Source organism: Pseudomonas sp. TE12508, assembly GCF_056279485.1.
Genome location: NZ_JBWCCN010000015.1, coordinates 164,481 through 181,165 on the forward strand (window position 1 = coordinate 164,481; position 16,685 = coordinate 181,165).

Below are 16,685 nucleotides of genomic sequence, written 5' to 3' on the forward strand. Positions count from 1 at the left end.
CGTTGGGCTGCGCCGCGGCCCCAAAAAATCTGACAACTATTGCCGATTTTTGTGAGTGCTACGCACTCAAGCGGGAGCAAGCTCCCTCGCCACAGGTTTCTCACTGACTCAAAACCAGACTCAAATCACAACTTGTAGCCGATCTGCCGCAACAGATTCTTGCGCCACAGAATGTCTTCATCGCCTTCAATGTCTTTGGCACAAAAGCCATCCACCACGCCCAGAATCGCTCGCCCCTGTTCCGTCTCAGCAACAATCACTTCGGTGGGATTGGCCGTTGCACAAAAAATACGGCACACCTCTGGCACCATTTTGACGGTGTTCAACACGTTCAGCGGATAGAAACCGTCGCCCAGGAAAATGATGAAGCTATGGCCCGCGGCAATGGCTTGAGCGTTTTTCTGCGCAAGTTCGATCATGGCGGTATCGGTGCCGGACCATCGCACCAGGCATTTGCCAGAGGCTTCACAAAAGGCCACGCCAAACTGGATACCTGGCACGGCGTTGACCAACGCTTCATGAATATCCTCGATGGACTTGATGAAATGCGTCTGGCCCAAAATGAAGTTCGTCGCTTCTGGCTTGTCGATTTTCAACGTGATGAGTTGCATTGCAAACGCCTCCTTTCACGATGCTGCGGGCCAAGTCTGGCCGTTGATCAAGCCGGGACGGTGTCTTGCCCCGCTGGCGGTGGCTCTGTGTAGACGCGAACATCCCCCAGTCTCCTTATCGTCGACTTGGGCAAGGTCGGCGCATCAAGCAGAATCGAATCAATGCGCTTGCGGATGTCAAAAACGATTGGGCCCAGGATAGCCTCGTCCTTGCCACTGGCGATTTCGTCCTGAATCTCACGCGATATCGCCCCGAGTTTCTCGGCGGTGTCTTTGTGCCCGGCAGCCCGGGTGTCAAAGTTCAGGAAGGTCTGAACCGAACTCAACACCAGGGTCAGGAGTGACAGGACACCGGCTACGTATTGGAGCCACACGGGCGAGGAATCACTGATCGAGCCGAAGACGCTGGCGCTGACGATCGCCGACAGCACCACGCAGGGAATGCCCAGTTTCCAGCTGAACTTCTCGAAATCCCGGGCACTGATTTCGTGTTCAATCTGCAACCGAACAATCATGCGATTCCATTTGGTCAGTAGCTCGAGCCGGCTCATGGTTGCAGTCCTTGGCAGGGGGATTCAGAGGAATATTAGCTTCTATTTGGCCGCCTGTTAGGGTTCGGAGACAGGATGAAGCTGAGGCGCCAGGCCTTCTTCCTCTCGGAGTTGGCGGCTCATATCGTCGCAGCTTTGCGACCAGGTTGTCAGCCACGGCGACATCTCGGGTGACTGTTCAGCCAATCCCAGCTCCCGGACAAACTCGGCAGGTGCGACCGTGCCTTTGGCCGCGCGGAACAGGCCCCGCATGATGACGACGCCAACTACCCGTCCTTTGCTCACGAAGCGGTGTTCCATAAAGCTCCACTTATCGTCCCAGCCGAGTATGCGGGTATGAATCTCAAACGATTCGAACAGCTTCAGCTCCCTCCGAAACTTGCCCCAGGTATCCCCAACGATCGGCACCGCCCTGTGACGCAGGGCTACGCGGTAGGCACCGCTGCGCAGGACGAAGTCCATGCGGCCTATGTCGGCCATAGTGAAATAACGGCCATTGGTGACGTGCCGGTTGAGGTCAAGATCGAGCGGCCAGACGCGCATGCGGATGACGGTAGTGGCCAGTCCATCAACCGGCTTGCGCCATGGGCGACGAAACAGCATCAGGAACAGTCGAAACCAGAGATTCATAAGGATGCCGAGGGTTGAGTAGATAGGTGCACTTTAGGGTGGGGAATGCGAGCGAGATAGGTGCACAAATGACTTTTTTCATGTGAAAAGCGCAATTGGATCATTCATGCGCTGAGGCAGTCATTTCAGCGGGTGCCCGCCAACCAGATATTCCGCTCAGGAATGCCCCCATAAAAATCATGCATTTTCTTTATGGCATTGGATCTCGTAGCGTGTCTGCTCACCATATGGAGATGACCCCGTGAATGACTCCCGCCTGCGCCTGTACGTTGATGCTCAATTCACCAGCCCCTATGCCATGTCGGTTTTCGTGGCACTTCGCGAAAAGGGCATCGAATTCGAACTGAGCCCGCTGGACCTCGACGCGTTTGAAAACCAGACACAAGACTATGCCAACCTCTCGCTGACCCAGCGCGTACCGACGCTGGTGCATGGCGATTTTGCCTTGTCTGAATCGTCGGCGATCACTGAATACCTGGAAGACGTTTTTCCTCAGAAGCCGGTTTACCCGCAAGAGCTGATGCAACGCGCGAAGGCACGACAAGTCCAGGCGTGGCTGCGCAGTGATCTGCTGCCCATCCGGCAGGAGCGCTCCACACTGGTGGTGTTTTATGGCCTTAAATCAGCGCCCTTGTCGCCCGCTGCCGAGTCGGCCGCGCGCAAACTGATCGGTGCTGCACAAGCGCTACTGGCTGACGGCCGCGAGTACCTGTTCGGGCAATGGTCGATCGCCGATGTGGACCTGGCCTTGATGCTCAACCGGCTGATACTCAACGGCGACGCCGTGCCATCCGCACTGGTGGAATACGCGCAGCGTCAATGGCAGCGGCCTGCGGTGCAGGAGTGGGTCAAACTGCAGCGTCCTGCGCTGTAATGGTGTGAAATCAGGTCAATTGCGCTCAACAAATTGCACGATGACCTGATTGACGATTTCGGGATGCGTAATCGGCCCCATATGACCGAGCCCCTCGAGTTCTACCACTTCAACGTTCGGCAGTGTGCCGGTCAGTAGCCGCGCCACTGCCCGTGAGGATGCCGGCGAATCCTTGCCGACCATGAAAAGCACCGGCAGGTTGAGCGAACGGAACGCCTGCAATGGCGTCGGCTCGTTCAACAAGGCGTGAGCCCAGCCCTGCACATTGGCCACCGCGGCGGCGATGGAAGGCTTGCGTTGTTCCGGGGTTTGCTCCCAGGCCCCGGCACCCATCCAGTAGTCAATGAAGTGCTGGGCCGCTGCGTCCAGGTTACCCGCCTCAAGTGCCAGCCCGGCGTTTGCGACGACTTCACGAATGGCATCCGCCTCATTGGGTGGGGGCGATTCGGCGTCGAGCAGGGCAAACAATGTCGGCTCATACAAAGCCATGGCGCGCACCCGGCCAGGGTTCTGCAACGCCGTAATCAACGCCACCGCCCCACCATAAGAGTGACCGACCAGAATGAGCGGTTCGCCGGCGCGGGCGAGCACCGGCTCGGCGAAACGCGCTTCTTCACTGAGGGTGATGATTCGATCGGTGGGCCACGCCGGGCTCTTGCCGGCGCCAAACGAATCGAGCGCCAGAACACGAAACTTTGCGGCCAGGTGATCTTGCAGTCCACGCCATTGCACCGAGTGACTCGCATTGGCGTGAAAGCAGACAACGCCCGGGCCTGCGCCAGCGTCCCGATAAAAGGGTTCGACGGGTTTCATTCTGGCTCTCCTGCAACGACGTTAAAGGGACGAAGAGGGTTATAGATTAACTTCAAGGCTTCGGTGTAGCAGCCAGTCATGATGAAATAGCCGCCCGTTTTTGCTGTCATCGACACCTGATTTGGAGCACCACATGAAAAACGTCGCCGTCCTTACCTTCGCCTTGATGCTCAATACCGGGTTATTCAGCATGCAAGCCGAAGCGGCGGGGGATGCTGAAGCCGGTCAGAAACTGTTTAACCGTATCTGCGGCGGCTGTCATCAAGTAGGGACTTCGGCACGGGGTTCTTTTGGTCCGCAACTCAATGCCATTTTCGGGCGTCCTGCGGGAAGCACGACGGACTACCAGTACTCAACCGCGATGAAATCATCAGGCCTCATCTGGACTCGCGAAACACTTACCGCCTACATCGAAGCGCCAAAAGAAGTAGTCCCCGGAACCCGGATGATTTTCTGGGGCCTCAGCGATCCGGAGAAGATCGAAAATCTGCTGGCCTACCTTCAGACATTTCAGCCGCAATAATCTGTGCCTCATCAACCTGTTCTTGCAGTGCTGCATAAAGCCTGTACGGGTGATATCAATGAGCCACTTCATCCGTTAAAGTATGTGCCGCCCGAGAGACGGATCCCGGGTATTTCTAATGGAGTGACTCAGTGAATTACCTCAGCAAAGTAGTTGCCGTAGCCCTGTTCGGTCTGGTTCTGGCGGGTTGCACCGGCACCCCGATGAAGACTCAGCAGTACGACAGCAACCAATACACCGTTGTCGGCCACAGTGAAGCGACCGCCACTGGCCTCCTGCTGTTCGGCGTCATTCCGATCCAGCAGAACAACCGTTTCATCCGTGCTCAGAATGCCGCGATCAAGGCCAAGGGCGGCGACGCGATGATCAATACCCAGGTGCAGGAAAACTGGTTCTGGGCTTGGGTTCTGACCGGTTACACCACCACAATATCCGGTGATGTGGTCAAGCTGAAAACCGTTCAGTAAGCGACAGGCTCTGCCTTTGTGGCGAGCACGCTTGTGGCGAGCGAGCTTGCTCGCGCTGGGCTGCGTAGCGGCCCCAAAAAACCGACACAATTGCCGATTTTTGTGAGTGCTACGCACTCAAGCGGGAGCAAGCTCCCTCGCCACAGGTTTCTCACTCATTGATCGCACCTCACGCCCAGGCTTTACCGAGCTCCTCCAGACCGGCGTTTTGCAGTTCCAGCGGGCTCATGACCACTCGGAATTTGCAGTTGGCCTGGAAGTTGAGAAAGAAGGGTTCCGCATAGCCGGGAATTTCGGAAGGGTCTTCTACATCGATCAGAAAAATCCCACTTCGCATTCCATCCTGCTCAGTGAAATAAGCCGCCTCCGGCTTAATGGTTTCCAGAACGCGGTTCATGACTTCGCCGACCTTCCCCGACCTGACAAGCACGTTGAAAGGCTCATGGGGAAACTCGACCATCAGTAGCATTTTCATTATTCGATACTCTGTTGAGGTGGCGTGCTCCTTACCCGGATCCTTACTCCTGACGATGATGCCGCAAGCCGGGCGTTCAGCCGTGCCAGCGGTGGTGTGTGGTTAAGAATAGCGAAGGGTTCGAGGCTGCCGGGGCAGAGTTACGGACGGTCGTTCTTGATGATTCAGTGGCGAGGCGAAGGGGCAGGGCTTGTTGGCTGAAGTCATGCAGTTCTGTGATGAAGGCAGCTTTATGCAGCGCGGCTTTGGACGTTCAAAGAGGGACTCGCCAGCATCGCCTATAGAGGCGATGCCGACTCACCGATCCCCGATTATTGCTGTAGCGGTGTGCAGAGTTCTACCAACGTTCCGTCAGGGCATCGAACGTAGGAGACGATTTGTCCCCAAGGCTTGGCGCTTGGTGCGGAAATTTCGCTGGCTCCCGCCTTCAACGCTCTGGCATGCGCCGCCGGAACGTCCTCGGTCACCAGGCCTACTTCGATTCCAAGTGGTTTGGCGGACGAGTGTGCCGAGACATGTCCCGTGCTGAAGTTCATCGCGGCCAGTTCATCGGCGGCGAATGCCAGCGCGGTTTCCCCTGTTTCGAGTTCGCCGTAGGTGTTGGATTCATGGAGGAAGCGAACGCCAAGCCCGAAGGCTGACGAAAAGAACTGGAGTGAGGCAACAACGTCCGGGACGTAGATGATCATGTAGCCAAATTTCATAAGCGGGCATTCCTTGTCGTGTTTATTGAGTGGCAAATCACGGTTACCCAGGCAGGTTAGCCCGGTGTCTGTTCTTTCGAAAAGGTTAGAGGGTGTCATCATGATGTCATCGAACCGCCGGTCTTGTGGCCAGTGAGGTTGACGCTCGCACGCTGGAGTCACTCGATCACGTAGGCATCGACACCACGGGGTTACGCAGTAAAGCCATCGATGAGTTTGAGGGGCAGCCGTTCCATTATGTGATTACGCTGTGTGACAAGTCCTCCGAAGAGGCTTCGCGGATGCCCAGCGCCGGAGAAGTGATCGTGTGGAATTTCGAGGACCCCGTCACCAGTGAAAACATGATCCGTTCCGTCATGCCATTCAGGAGATCCATGATCGCATCAAAATGTTCATCACTGTGAAGACCCGGTAGAGATGCTCGAGTACCAGCGCTGACCATCTTTAATGATCCCGTCGAGCACTAAAAACGCATGAAAAAACCCGGCTGATGAGGCCGGGTTTTTTGGTTGAGTGTTGCGATAAAGCCACTCATTCATGCCGCACGATTCTGAATCAGGCGATCCGAACCACCTTCAGCGACGCGGTTCTCGATCAGGCGATCCGAACCACCTTCAGCCACGCGATTCTCGATCAAACGATCCGAACCACCTTCAGCAACGCGATTCTCGATCAGACGATCCGAACCACCTTCAGCGACGCGATTCTCGATCAGACGATCCGAGCCACCCTCAGCAACGCGATTCTCGATCAGACGATCCGAACCACCTTCAGCGACGCGGTTCTCGATCAGACGGTCCGAACCACCTTCAGCAACGCGATTCTCGATCAGACGGTCCGAACCACCTTCAGCAACGCGATTCTCGATCAGACGATCCGAACCACCTTCAGCGATGCGACTTTCGATCAGACGATCCGAGCCGCCTTCAGCGACAACCGGGTGAGTAGAAGACGCGGCAAAAGCGTTAACTGCAAAAACCGAGAAAGCGATACTGAGGATGATTTGGCGTTTCATGATGGTGTGCTCCGGGGTGTTATTGGTTGGGTATGGAGCGGATGTTACGCCGAGGATTTTTTATGAGAACTTCATTGACGTGATGGTGACTATCGATGCCAGCAATGGTTGAAACGTAGTGGGCAAATGGCGCGTCCACACCGAGGCACGCCGGCGCCATGAGCGCCCCCTTGCTTGAGCGGCATTCTCCCCACGCGGTAGCGGTGTGCTCAGGCCTGGCTGATATCCAGCAACCGAGGCTTGGCAATCGCCAGATAATCCTGCGTATCGAGCACCATCGACGCATCCAGCCGACCAGCATTGAAGGCGATTTCGCTGTAGCCGGTGGTCAGGGCCGGATCGACGATCAATTGAATCCGCTCATCGAAGACGAAAGGAGGGATGGCGCCGATCCGGCATCCGGTCAGTTCCATGGCGGTTTCGGCCTTCACCAGTTCGGCTTTTTTCCCGCCGAGGGCCGCACCGACCTTCTTCATGTCGAGCTTCTGGTCTCCCGGCAGAATCACCAGAGCATACGGTTCGGCCTGACCCTTGAGCGAGCAGAGCATGGCCTTCGCGCCTTGGCCGGGCTCGGTGCCACGGATTTCGGCGACCCGCGCCGACTGGCCCTCGGCATCGTGCATCAATACCCGGTAAGAGGCTGCGCGGGCATCGAGTAGCGCCACTAGGCGATCGAACATGGGATGCATGTGATTTTCCTCAGGTTTACAGGAACAGGTCGTAGGACAGTTTGCTGATCAGAATCACCAGCAACACCAGGAACAGAGCCCGGACAAAAGGCACGCCTTTATGAACCGCCAGCCAGGTGCCGGTCAGCGCGCCCAGGATGTTGAATGCCGCCATGGGGATTGCGATCAGGTAGAGCACATTACCCGTCGGGATGAAGAATATCAGCGCCGCTACGTTGGTCGCGATGTTCACCAGCTTGGCCGACGCCGAGGCATGCAGGAAGTCGAAGGCGAAGCAGCGGATAAACAGGAAGATCAGGAAGCTGCCAGTGCCGGGACCGAACAGTCCGTCGTAGAAGCCGATGGCACCGCCGATGACGATCGCCAGCAGTTTCTCCTTGGTACCGATGTGCATGGGCTTGTGCAGGGCGCCGAAGTCCTTTTTCCAGAAGGTGTAGATCGCCATCAGCACGATCAACACCAGCACCGCCGGCCGGATCATCGACTGGGGTACGAACGACACCGTGGCCGCTCCGAAGAAGGCCATGACAAAGGCCGCACAGGCGGCGGGAACCACCAGACCCCAGTCGATCACCACCTTGCGCACGAAGGACCTGGCCGCGAATGCGGTGCCGCAGGCTGCCGCGACCTTGTTGGTGCCCAGCAGCGCCGCCGGTTGTGCCGAGGGCAGCACGTTGAATAGCGCAGGTATCTGGATCAGTCCGCCGCCGCCCACCGCCGCATCGATCAGGCCAGCGGCGAAGGCGAACACGCAAAGGATGACAATATCGACCATGAAATCAGGCTCTGACTATGTAGGGTTGGTGAGGGTCCAGCGGCATCACGCGTGCCGGGTCGTTGACCCCGAAGACGCGCAGCATCCAGCGATCCCGGCCGTCGTAGCGGGGGGTAAAACCGTCCCGGGCGTGCAGGGTTTGCTGGTTCTTGAAGATCAGCATGTCCCCCGGTTGCAGCAGTATGTGGTGCACGACATCGGGATGATTGGCGGCGGCGGAGAACAGTTGCAGGGCAAACTGCGCATTGGCGCAGGTTGCTTCGACACTCGCCTTGTTGTAGCGGCAATACAGTCCACCGGTTGCGTTTCTGTACAGCAGGGGGACGTTTTCCAACACATTACCCTGCTTGCCGAAGGAGGCCGGTCGGCGAATGGAGAAGTTCGGTCGTGACAATTCTTCTTCGACGGAGGCCGGCAGCATGGCCAGCACCTCGTCAATGGCGATGATGCGCGTCGGCACGTCGAGCTCGCATCGCAGGCCGGTCAGAGTCAGGTACTCCGGACAAGCCGACAACTGCGACACGGGTTCGCAGGTCAAGGGCAGGTGAGGGTTGTCGACATGCATGTCCAGATCCGCGCGCGAGCCATAGGAACTCTTTTCGGTCTCTCGCTTGTGCTTGGGTGATACGTGGCGGAACACCGTGTCGTCGCTTTCACCCTCGTACGCCAGCGGACGGGTTTGCAGGGTTTGCAGAACGGACAGGATCGCCCCGGCCAGAACCGACAGGTTCTCGATACCTGGTTCCAAGTCGTAGGGCGTGGCGGGCAGCTGCGGGTCCAGCGGCAGCCCCCTGACGATCATCGCCACTGCACGGGCTTGGGGAAAGTTGCGCAACTGCTGGATTTTCTCGGCGTACAGGACACTCTCCAGCAACTGCCCCAAGGCCGGCATGTGGCGGATGCCCGAGGCGCTGTCGGTCACGGCCAGCGATGCCAGGCCGGCTTGAAGTGTGCGCTGTTCTTCGAACGACACATGAATTTGCGGTATCTCTTGTCGGGTCGGAGTCGCTGATTTTTTTCCCAGCCACCCATGAATTTCTTCACCGATACGGGCGGCGGATTTCCCGACTACTTCATCCAGCTTCGACACGTCCTTCTGCTCCTGTTTGCCCCATCCTTGTGGGTTGAGCAGGAAGGTTAACGGAAGGGATTTTAATGTGTTGCAATACCACGTTGTGAAAAGTGCAACGAGGTGGCGCATGGCATTGGATATGTTGGGGGAACTGGAAGCCTTCGCGACGGTGGCTCGCAAGCGCAGTTTCATCGCGGCGGCACGTACTCTGGGGCGCTCCCCCAGCGCGCTGACCCGCGCCGTTCAAGCCCTGGAGGAAAGTGTTGGGGTCAAGTTGTTCAATCGCTCCTCCAATGCCGTGAGCTTGACCGAGGCGGGTGAACGCTTGTTGCCCCACGCCTACAAAATGCTGGATCTGCAACGTGAGGCGGATGAAGACCTGGCCGGCATCAGCGGCCAGGCCTACGGCTGGGTCCGCTTTTCCGCCCCCGAGTTTCTCGGACACGGGGTATTGCCCCGGTTGATCGCGCAGTACAGCGAGCGTTATCCAGACGTGAACGTCGATGGGATTTTCACCGATGAAACCATCGACCCGGCCAAGAGCAAACTGGATTTCTCGATTCGTGGCGGGTATCCGCAATCCAGTGACCTGATCGGCTATCCACTCTGGAGTTATTCACGTTACCTGTACGCCAGCCCCGGGTACCTGGAGCGGCGCGGGACGCCCGACTCTATCGAAGCGCTGGAGGCGCACTCGCTGATCCTGCACACGGCACCGCGGATTCTCAAGGAATGGAATTTTCGCAGTGAGGCGCAAGCCATCAGCTTTCGGGCTGATCCCAAGTTTCGCTTCAACTCCGGTTCGGCGGTGTTCCAGGCTGCCCTGGCGGGCCTCGGCATCGCCCGACTGGCGGACTGGATGGCGGAGCCCGAAGTGGAAGCGGGGCGCCTGCTGCGGGTCTGTCCCGAGTACAAACTTACCTCCAGCGGCGGTGAAAGCCCGCAGATGCACGCGGTGTACCCGGCCGGGAATCTGCCGCTGCGGGTGAAGTCGTTGTTGGAAGTGATCCGTGGTTTTGGCGACAGCCTTGGTCGAAAGCATGCGGGGACACTTTAGGCGGCTGGACTGCAAGGCACCTTGAACTGAATGGCCGTTTTTGGCCGACTCTGTTGAAAAAGTCGGCCATGGTTTCCATGGCAGAAAAGTACACGCTTGAGATTGAAATCTTTACTTTGAGTAGAGGATTCCGGGCTCAGATTTCGCGTAGCTGCGCGCAAAAAGGCTGTTTCAGTATGCGAGCAGTCCGGAAGGACCGACTCTTCCAACAGAATCGACCGAATGCAGACATCAGTAGCTATCGCAAAGGTTAGCGAATCAGAATACCCGGACTGACAGCAAACGAATCGTATGTCTGAAAAGGGTGAGGCCATTGAAATTAAAGTTCAGCCACGTGGATGTTCTCGTCGAAGACCTTGAAGAAGCGTGCGGGTATTACGCCCGAGTCTTCAGCGCCAGGATTTCAAAGACACTTGATTGGCAACGCGACGGTTTGCATGTGCGCTATGCGATCGTCATGTTTGGAACGGAGCGCCTTATGTTAGTGCAACCGTTTACCGGAAATCTCAAGGCGCTGATGGACTCCAACGGCGAAGGCACGATCTATCGTCACTGCTATTCCACACCAGACATTGAGGCAGCGTACGACGAATTGATCGATGCAGGAGTCCAGCCGGAAAATGAGAACGGAAAACCACTGTCCCGCGATAATCTGCAATCGCCAAGCGGGACACGCATAATTTGGTTACCGAAACGCTTTGGGCATTTTTCTATTGAGCTGCTTGAAGAGAAAGAGCTGGAGGCATTCATTAAGGATGCATTTGCCGAGGAGCCTGCACAAATCTTCTAAACGTCATTTCCATTGCGCGGTAATTTAGTCGTCCGCACAGATAAACGCTGAACCAATGGAGCCTTCCGTGGATAGACGCAACTGGATTGAGCTGTCCCAGGACGCCGATACCGGGATTGAATCAATTCGTGCTCATTTTCAGGGGCATGCCTACGATCCGCATTGGCATGACAGTTTTCTGGTGGGGGTCACCGAGCAGGGCGTGCAGCAGTTCAATTGCCGGCGCGTTCGCCACCTCAGTACGCCGGGCAAGGTATTCATGCTGGAGCCGGGGGAAATCCACGATGGGCACGCGCCGACCGAGGAGGGGTTTACCTATTCCATGCTCTACCTCGATCCGCATTGGCTGGAGCGGGAGTTGCACGCGTTGTTCGAGCATGCGCCGGCCAACAGTCAGCCGGGTTTTGCCGACACCCTGAGCCAGGATCCGCGCCTGGCCACTGCCATTTTTCAAGCCTTCCACGCGCTCCATGAGGGCGATTTGCGCATTGTGCGCCAGAGCGCCATCGACACCTTGTTGGGGGCGCTCACTGGCCACCTTGATTGGCGCAAACGTCAGGCTTTTGATCCGCGCCTGCCGTGGGTGGCCCAGGTGGCGCGTGACTATTTGCATGCCCATGTTTATGACGACATTGGGCTGGATGATCTGGCCAAAGCCTGTGGTGTCGATCGCTTTCGCCTGACGCGGGCTTTCAAGGCAGCCTTTGGGCTGGCGCCTCATGCTTATTTGATCCAGCTGCGCCTGGCCAAGGCGCGACAGCTGCTGGCGCGGGGCGAGTCGCCGGCGCAGGTGGCCAGTGCCCTCGGGTTCGCCGATCAAAGTCATATGGGGCGCTGGTTCCGCCGTGCCTACCAGCTCACACCCGCGGATTACCGCAAGCGCTGCTCAAACCTTCCTGACTGAATTTCGCTGATCCGCGACCATGGATTCCTATCTGATCAAGGAGTCCATGCCATGGAATCGTTGCTGCCTTTCCTGCTGTTTGCGTTCGTTGCCTCGATTACCCCGGGGCCGACCAATATTCTGGTGTTGAGCCACAGTTCGCGGCGGGGGCTGGGGGCCACACTGCCCATCATTTTTGCTGCCTGCGGGGCGGCGGCGCTGATTGTGTTTGCGGTCGGGCTCGGCGTGGGCGAAACGCTGCTGCGGTTTGCGCGTGTGCAGCAGGCAATGGCGTGGGCCGGGGTGCTCTGGTTGAGTTGGCTCGCCTGGCAGATCTTTCAAAGCGCGCCGCCGTCCATGGACCTGACCACCTCGCGCGACGAAGGTGTCAGCGTGTTCGGTGCCGCCACCCTGCAATTGGTCAACCCCAAGGTCTGGATGATGGCGGTGGCGGTAGTGAGCGTATTTGTCGGTGGCGGTGACAAGACCCTGCGGCTGATGGTGTTGTCGCTGATATTTTTGTTGGTCTCCGTGCCCTGCATGACCCTGTGGGCGTTGCTCGGCGTGGGCAGTGCCCGGGCTTTTGGTTCGCCGCAAGCATTCAAACGTATGAACACTGCACTGGCTTGTTTGCTGCTGGTATCGGCCTGGTTAACCGTGCTGGTGTAGGTCGTTGGCTGGGCCGGTCGCTTGAATCAGCTACTGGACCCCGCATGGCTTCAAGCGGGCGCATTTATGGATTGGCGCATCCCTGCGCCAAACGACCGGTGTTAGCGCTTGATCAGCGAAATCTTGGTTCCTTCGATGCTGATCCCGGCCATCAGCCCCTGCTGGTCGAAAATGAACGCGTAGGCATCGTCCTTCACGGTCGTGCTGGACAGATTCTTCGCGACCCCTTCATCAACCATTACAACGGTGGGTCCTACGCCGACTTCCCAACCCTTGGATTTGCGTATGTAGTCCACGGCTTTGTCGGTCATCAGGAAAACCGCATAGCCATACGACTGGGCGCCTGCTTGCAGCCCCCAGGACCCGGTTACGGAGTTGTAATAATTCTCTACTTTCTTGTCCTTCAACAATACGCCTTCGCCATAGCTGCCGCCGAACACAAGGCCCGCCTTGATGATTTTCGGAAAGACAAGAATCGCTTTGGCGTTGTGCGAAATGCTTTCAGCAAATGGCGAGGACTTGTACAGAGTTTGCAACGCTTGCCGAGAGTCGACATCCAGATCCTCGGCAGTTGCCGCACTAGCAGTGTTCAAGAAGCTGGCCGATGCCAGTGTCGCAAGGACGATCGATAGGAAGAACCGCATTGACTGAGTCATGTTAGTACTCCGATACGGGAGCATTGGATATGAGCAGCAGTCAGCACTTGCCCCTCGGAACAATCCGAGCCTGCTGAAACTATCCGGCGCACCCTAAAATATGTGAGCTACTGACTTCGCCCTTGAATGAGGCCTTCGATCATTGGCGACGTCATCACCTGCTTTGACCTCTGTGTATCAGCCGGGTTCGTCGTCAGAAACTGCGATGATCAACTGTAAAAAAAACGGACACCTGACAAGGCGCCCGTTTTTCAATCATCTAAATCGAAAGATCAAACCGATATTCATGCTCTGTCGTTTCTTGCCGGGATAGAGGTTCGATCAAAAAGCCACACCGTTCGAGTACTTTTGCCGAACCCATATTTCCAGCGTAGACGTTGGCAACCAGTTGTTTAAGGTTCCAATGTAACTGCGCCTCCTGAATCAGATGCCTCACCGCCAGCGTTGCCAGTCCCCGCCCGCAAGCGCTTTGAGCAATCCGATAGCCAACTTCTGCCGACCGCTCGGACATATCGATGCCTTTCAGGTTCGCTCGCCCAACTATTTTTCCGTCAATATCTTCGAGGACAAATGGGTGCCAGGTTCCGGCGGTAAAACCAGATAAATAAGCCGCAATGTGGTCAGTGACGCCCTGCACCGTGTAAAAAGCAGCATCGCGCGCGTCAATGAAACGCTCGAACCACTCGCGATTGTCCAATTCAAATGTCAGCAACGCCTCAGCATCAGTACTTTGGAGGGTACGAATTCTGACGGGTTTCATAAGGTCGCTTCCCTTTCTGGTAGAACTGCTTGGTCGTTGCGCAATGGATCAGTTTTCGGATTGATGAGCCGCCCAGTGTTTCATCTCTTCGGCAATGAAGTGGTTCACCAGGTCGCTGTACATCTTCTCGATGGCATCCGGGCTCAAGCCCTCGGTCTCGGCCCACTCGCGACGTGTCGCCAGCATCGCCTTGAAACGCTCCGGAGCACGCACCGAAGTCGCCGAGGTCTTGAACTTCGAGGCAGCCAGCACGTACTGAAAACGCTTGCCCAACAGCTTGATAACGGCGTGATCAAGGGCATCGATTTCGCGTCGGATGTCCTCCATGCCTTCACATTCTGCGGGTTGTAATTGATTGATGACTTCCATGTAAGTGACTCCATTTTCTGAAAAAGATCGTGGGACTTCGGAAGGGATATTGGTGGATTACCGCGACGCGTAGCAGTCGTGAGGCACCTCTCAAACACCGCCATATTGATACACCGTCGCACTCCAATACTGGCTGCCGTTACGTTTTTGCCGAGTCCATCCATCTGCCACCAGTTGTTTGGCGATCATTCGATTCATAAAGCCATGACCGAGCAGTAGAACCGGTCCTTCGCTGGCAGCAAGGGACTGAAGTCGTTGAGCTGCCGTGCTGGCGCGCATCTTCGCAGTGGCGACGGATTCGACGCTGCGTGAGTAACCGCACAACCATAAGACTCGAAGGATAAATGCCCAGGTAAACGGCGATAGCCGTGGCAGTTTCCAGTGACCATAAGGCAGTTGCGCTTCACAGAAAAGCGCGTCGACGAGGCCGGGCTTCAGGCCAAGAGCCTGGACGGAAGTCAGCGCACGAGGCGAGTTGCTTGAGACAATCACCGTGGCGGTTGCGGCGAGCTGCATGCTGGCATCCGGGACGGGTTGGCTGGTGATTTCGGACCGGTTGTAGTGTTCGATCCAGTCTTTCATATCGAGCGCTGACATTTTGTTGGTTGCGACCAATTTTGGCTGGCCGTGACGCATCAGGATTATTTTCCTGCTCACAGTATGTTTACGTCCTTGTCCTGGTATGCGGTGAATGTGGAATCCGACGGTCATCTTATCTGCGAAAGTCAGTCGTCGACCATGACGGATGTGCGTTTTTCCGGCGACGGAGGCGCACTGCGATTTTCAAACCAACCGTGATCGCGGTACCACGCCACGGTGTCACCGAGTGTCAGCTCCAGCGCCCGGAAACTCAGACCAAGCTCTTGTTCACTCTTGCTGTGGTTGAAACAGGTGCGGTCCTTCTCTCGTACCAACAGGCGCAGTGTGGCCATGCTCAGCAGAATGGGCTTGCCGGTGACACGCGCATAAATCTCCTGCACCGCCGCCAAGGTGTATAGAAAGGGCAGTGGTAGTTGTCGAGCGGGTGTCTTGACGCCAGCTATGCGTCCCAGAACAGGCACCAGCTCACGCATGGTCATATGCCGGCCCGCCGCGAGATAGCGCTCACCACGCCGTCCAAGTCTGGCTGCGGCAATCTGCGCCATTGCCACATCGCGGGCATCGACAACGGAGAAACTGCCGGGGATCAGTCCGGGCAATTTGCCACGCACGACGTCGTTAACCAACTGTCCGGAGGAGGTCGGGCCAATATCGGCAGGGCCCCACATCCAGCCAGGCAGGACCATGCAGGCATGCATCTCGGGATGGCGTTCCAGGAACGACAAGACGACACGGTCGGCGAGGATCTTGCTGCGGTAGTAGTCATCCGCGTCGGCGTCGGCCCGCAGGCAAGTTTCATCGATTGACGTGCCGGGTGCGCCGTCGAGCACGGCGATGGAAGAGGTATGGATGAAACGTCGGATACCGGCGTTGTAGGCCTGGGCAAGCAGGCGCCGCGTACCCTCCACGTTAATCTTTTCGAGTTCCTTCCAGTGGCTGCCGCCCTTGTAGTTATCGCGAAAGAACGCGGCGGTATGAAACACCGTATCGCAGCCTTGCAGCGACGCTGCGAACGCGTCGACATCGGCCATGTCGCCAACGACCAGTTCCACACCCTGCAAATGCTTGAACTGCTGTTCACCTTTGGCTCTTGAACGAACCAGGGCTTTGACCGCGCAACCACGAGCGATCAGTTCTCGCACCAGGTTGTTGCCCAACAGGCCGGTCGCGCCAGTGACGAATGTGCTATGCATAGGTCAACCCTCACGCTGATCGGCTAAAAAATGACATCAACACCGCACTGTCGAAGAAGGCCTCTTCACGGATGGCCAGCCCGTCTTTGAAGGTGAAGTGTGCGGCGTAGTACACGGCAATATGGCGGCCATGGGGTGGAATCACCCGGTCCGGCAGCACTAATGGTGCGGTGAAGGTGCCGGTCAGGAAGGCGGTCAGTGCCAAACGATCGTCACTGACGGCAAATGGGCTGAAGGTCAGCTGGGCATCAGGGAAGGCTTCGAGTAATGCGATTTCTCGTTTGCGCATGGATTCGCGACCGGTTTGCATCCCCATCCCATCGAAGTAGATGAAGTCTTCGCAAACCAGCGTAAGCATCGCTTCCACATCACGGCGATTGAAGGCGCTGGCGGCGCGTTCCGCAAAGTCGTTAGGGCCAGTAGTCATACAGTCCGTTCCATTCGTTTCGAGGACGTGTAGATATACCGTTGACGCCTCTGCCGAAAAACAGCGACTGCTGCATAATGGC

23 protein-coding genes and 1 pseudogene are annotated in these 16,685 nt (G+C 57.1%); 8 read left to right on the forward strand and 16 right to left on the reverse strand.

What is annotated here, in order from left to right; all coding sequences use genetic code 11:
* Positions 1–125: 125 nt before the first annotated feature.
* From ACZ9IM_RS21070 to ACZ9IM_RS21080, 3 genes are read right to left on the reverse strand one after another with little or no spacing between them, the layout of a single operon-like run.
* Complete coding sequence (locus tag ACZ9IM_RS21070) at positions 126–611, reverse strand: adenosine-specific kinase (RefSeq protein WP_476224880.1); 486 nt, start codon at positions 609–611, stop codon at positions 126–128.
* A gap of 47 nt (positions 612–658) precedes the next feature.
* Positions 659–1,162 carry an SLATT domain-containing protein gene (locus tag ACZ9IM_RS21075; protein ID WP_192342661.1) on the reverse strand — a complete coding sequence of 168 codons (504 nt, stop codon included), beginning with the start codon at positions 1,160–1,162 and terminating at the stop codon, positions 659–661.
* 57 nt (positions 1,163–1,219) lie between these two features.
* Positions 1,220–1,792: a thioesterase family protein gene (locus tag ACZ9IM_RS21080; RefSeq protein WP_008075105.1), complete on the reverse strand. Its 573-nt coding sequence runs from the start codon at positions 1,790–1,792 to the stop codon at positions 1,220–1,222.
* A 241-nt stretch (positions 1,793–2,033) separates the two neighbouring features.
* Between ACZ9IM_RS21080 and yfcF the strand changes: the two genes are divergently transcribed.
* The gene (gene yfcF / locus ACZ9IM_RS21085) at positions 2,034–2,666 is read left to right on the forward strand and encodes a glutathione transferase (protein ID WP_427622826.1); all 633 of its coding nucleotides are present in this window, start codon (positions 2,034–2,036) and stop codon (positions 2,664–2,666) included.
* Between the two features lie 15 nt (positions 2,667–2,681).
* Here yfcF and ACZ9IM_RS21090 read toward each other — a convergent pair whose 3' ends face one another.
* Positions 2,682–3,479: an alpha/beta fold hydrolase gene (locus ACZ9IM_RS21090; protein ID WP_476224881.1), complete on the reverse strand. Its 798-nt coding sequence runs from the start codon at positions 3,477–3,479 to the stop codon at positions 2,682–2,684.
* A gap of 133 nt (positions 3,480–3,612) precedes the next feature.
* Here ACZ9IM_RS21090 and ACZ9IM_RS21095 point away from each other — a divergent pair, with 133 nt between their 5' ends.
* On the forward strand, positions 3,613–4,002 hold the full coding sequence (locus ACZ9IM_RS21095; RefSeq protein ID WP_476224882.1) for a c-type cytochrome: 390 nt from the start codon (positions 3,613–3,615) through the stop codon (positions 4,000–4,002).
* 131 nt (positions 4,003–4,133) lie between these two features.
* A complete protein-coding gene (locus ACZ9IM_RS21100) occupies positions 4,134–4,469 on the forward strand; it encodes a hypothetical protein (RefSeq protein WP_008008496.1) in 336 nt (111 codons plus the stop codon).
* 169 nt (positions 4,470–4,638) lie between these two features.
* Here the strand turns inward: ACZ9IM_RS21100 and ACZ9IM_RS21105 are convergent, their stop codons facing one another.
* Both ACZ9IM_RS21105 and ACZ9IM_RS21110 read right to left on the reverse strand, forming a co-directional pair.
* A complete protein-coding gene (locus ACZ9IM_RS21105) occupies positions 4,639–4,944 on the reverse strand; it encodes a panthothenate synthetase (RefSeq protein ID WP_476224883.1) in 306 nt (101 codons plus the stop codon).
* 311 nt (positions 4,945–5,255) lie between these two features.
* Positions 5,256–5,648 carry a VOC family protein gene (locus ACZ9IM_RS21110; RefSeq protein WP_427622823.1) on the reverse strand — a complete coding sequence of 131 codons (393 nt, stop codon included), beginning with the start codon at positions 5,646–5,648 and terminating at the stop codon, positions 5,256–5,258.
* 113 nt (positions 5,649–5,761) lie between these two features.
* Between ACZ9IM_RS21110 and ACZ9IM_RS21115 the strand changes: the two are divergent.
* Positions 5,762–6,063: pseudogene (locus tag ACZ9IM_RS21115) on the forward strand (arsenate reductase/protein-tyrosine-phosphatase family protein); the annotation flags it as partial.
* Positions 6,064–6,183: 120 nt separating this feature from the next.
* Here ACZ9IM_RS21115 and ACZ9IM_RS21120 read toward each other — a convergent pair.
* The 4 genes from ACZ9IM_RS21120 to ACZ9IM_RS21135 all read right to left on the reverse strand — a co-directional run bounded on the left by ACZ9IM_RS21120 (position 6,184) and on the right by ACZ9IM_RS21135 (position 9,217).
* A complete protein-coding gene (locus ACZ9IM_RS21120) occupies positions 6,184–6,663 on the reverse strand; it encodes a phage infection protein (RefSeq protein ID WP_427622822.1) in 480 nt (159 codons plus the stop codon).
* Between the two features lie 209 nt (positions 6,664–6,872).
* Positions 6,873–7,352: a YbaK/prolyl-tRNA synthetase associated domain-containing protein gene (locus ACZ9IM_RS21125; protein WP_008074055.1), complete on the reverse strand. Its 480-nt coding sequence runs from the start codon at positions 7,350–7,352 to the stop codon at positions 6,873–6,875.
* 16 nt (positions 7,353–7,368) lie between these two features.
* On the reverse strand, positions 7,369–8,127 hold the full coding sequence (locus tag ACZ9IM_RS21130) for a sulfite exporter TauE/SafE family protein (protein ID WP_427622821.1): 759 nt from the start codon (positions 8,125–8,127) through the stop codon (positions 7,369–7,371).
* A 4-nt stretch (positions 8,128–8,131) separates the two neighbouring features.
* Complete coding sequence (locus tag ACZ9IM_RS21135) at positions 8,132–9,217, reverse strand: TauD/TfdA family dioxygenase (protein WP_427622820.1); 1,086 nt, start codon at positions 9,215–9,217, stop codon at positions 8,132–8,134.
* 109 nt (positions 9,218–9,326) lie between these two features.
* Between ACZ9IM_RS21135 and ACZ9IM_RS21140 the strand changes: the two genes are divergently transcribed.
* From ACZ9IM_RS21140 to ACZ9IM_RS21155, 4 genes are all read left to right on the forward strand, one after another.
* Complete coding sequence (locus ACZ9IM_RS21140) at positions 9,327–10,256, forward strand: LysR family transcriptional regulator (protein ID WP_476224884.1); 930 nt, start codon at positions 9,327–9,329, stop codon at positions 10,254–10,256.
* A 313-nt stretch (positions 10,257–10,569) separates the two neighbouring features.
* Positions 10,570–11,046, forward strand: a complete 477-nt coding sequence (locus ACZ9IM_RS21145; protein WP_427622819.1) for a VOC family protein — start codon at positions 10,570–10,572, stop codon at positions 11,044–11,046.
* Between the two features lie 67 nt (positions 11,047–11,113).
* Positions 11,114–11,950: an AraC family ligand binding domain-containing protein gene (locus tag ACZ9IM_RS21150; RefSeq protein WP_476224885.1), complete on the forward strand. Its 837-nt coding sequence runs from the start codon at positions 11,114–11,116 to the stop codon at positions 11,948–11,950.
* 51 nt (positions 11,951–12,001) lie between these two features.
* Complete coding sequence (locus tag ACZ9IM_RS21155; protein ID WP_427622818.1) at positions 12,002–12,598, forward strand: LysE family translocator; 597 nt, start codon at positions 12,002–12,004, stop codon at positions 12,596–12,598.
* A 101-nt stretch (positions 12,599–12,699) separates the two neighbouring features.
* Here the strand turns inward: ACZ9IM_RS21155 and ACZ9IM_RS21160 are convergent, their stop codons facing one another.
* The 6 genes from ACZ9IM_RS21160 to ACZ9IM_RS21185 all read right to left on the reverse strand — a co-directional run bounded on the left by ACZ9IM_RS21160 (position 12,700) and on the right by ACZ9IM_RS21185 (position 16,603).
* Positions 12,700–13,254 carry a lipid-binding SYLF domain-containing protein gene (locus ACZ9IM_RS21160; RefSeq protein ID WP_476224886.1) on the reverse strand — a complete coding sequence of 185 codons (555 nt, stop codon included), beginning with the start codon at positions 13,252–13,254 and terminating at the stop codon, positions 12,700–12,702.
* 259 nt (positions 13,255–13,513) lie between these two features.
* Complete coding sequence (locus ACZ9IM_RS21165; RefSeq protein ID WP_476224887.1) at positions 13,514–14,014, reverse strand: GNAT family N-acetyltransferase; 501 nt, start codon at positions 14,012–14,014, stop codon at positions 13,514–13,516.
* A gap of 48 nt (positions 14,015–14,062) precedes the next feature.
* The gene (locus tag ACZ9IM_RS21170; protein ID WP_063343151.1) at positions 14,063–14,383 is read right to left on the reverse strand and encodes an isochorismate lyase; all 321 of its coding nucleotides are present in this window, start codon (positions 14,381–14,383) and stop codon (positions 14,063–14,065) included.
* 90 nt (positions 14,384–14,473) lie between these two features.
* The gene (locus ACZ9IM_RS21175; RefSeq protein ID WP_427622815.1) at positions 14,474–15,019 is read right to left on the reverse strand and encodes a histidine phosphatase family protein; all 546 of its coding nucleotides are present in this window, start codon (positions 15,017–15,019) and stop codon (positions 14,474–14,476) included.
* 89 nt (positions 15,020–15,108) lie between these two features.
* Positions 15,109–16,176, reverse strand: coding sequence for an SDR family oxidoreductase (locus tag ACZ9IM_RS21180; protein WP_476224888.1), 1,068 nt, complete (start codon positions 16,174–16,176; stop codon positions 15,109–15,111).
* A 10-nt stretch (positions 16,177–16,186) separates the two neighbouring features.
* Positions 16,187–16,603, reverse strand: coding sequence for an ester cyclase (locus tag ACZ9IM_RS21185; RefSeq protein WP_008074035.1), 417 nt, complete (start codon positions 16,601–16,603; stop codon positions 16,187–16,189).
* Between the last annotated feature and the right edge of the window lie 82 nt (positions 16,604–16,685).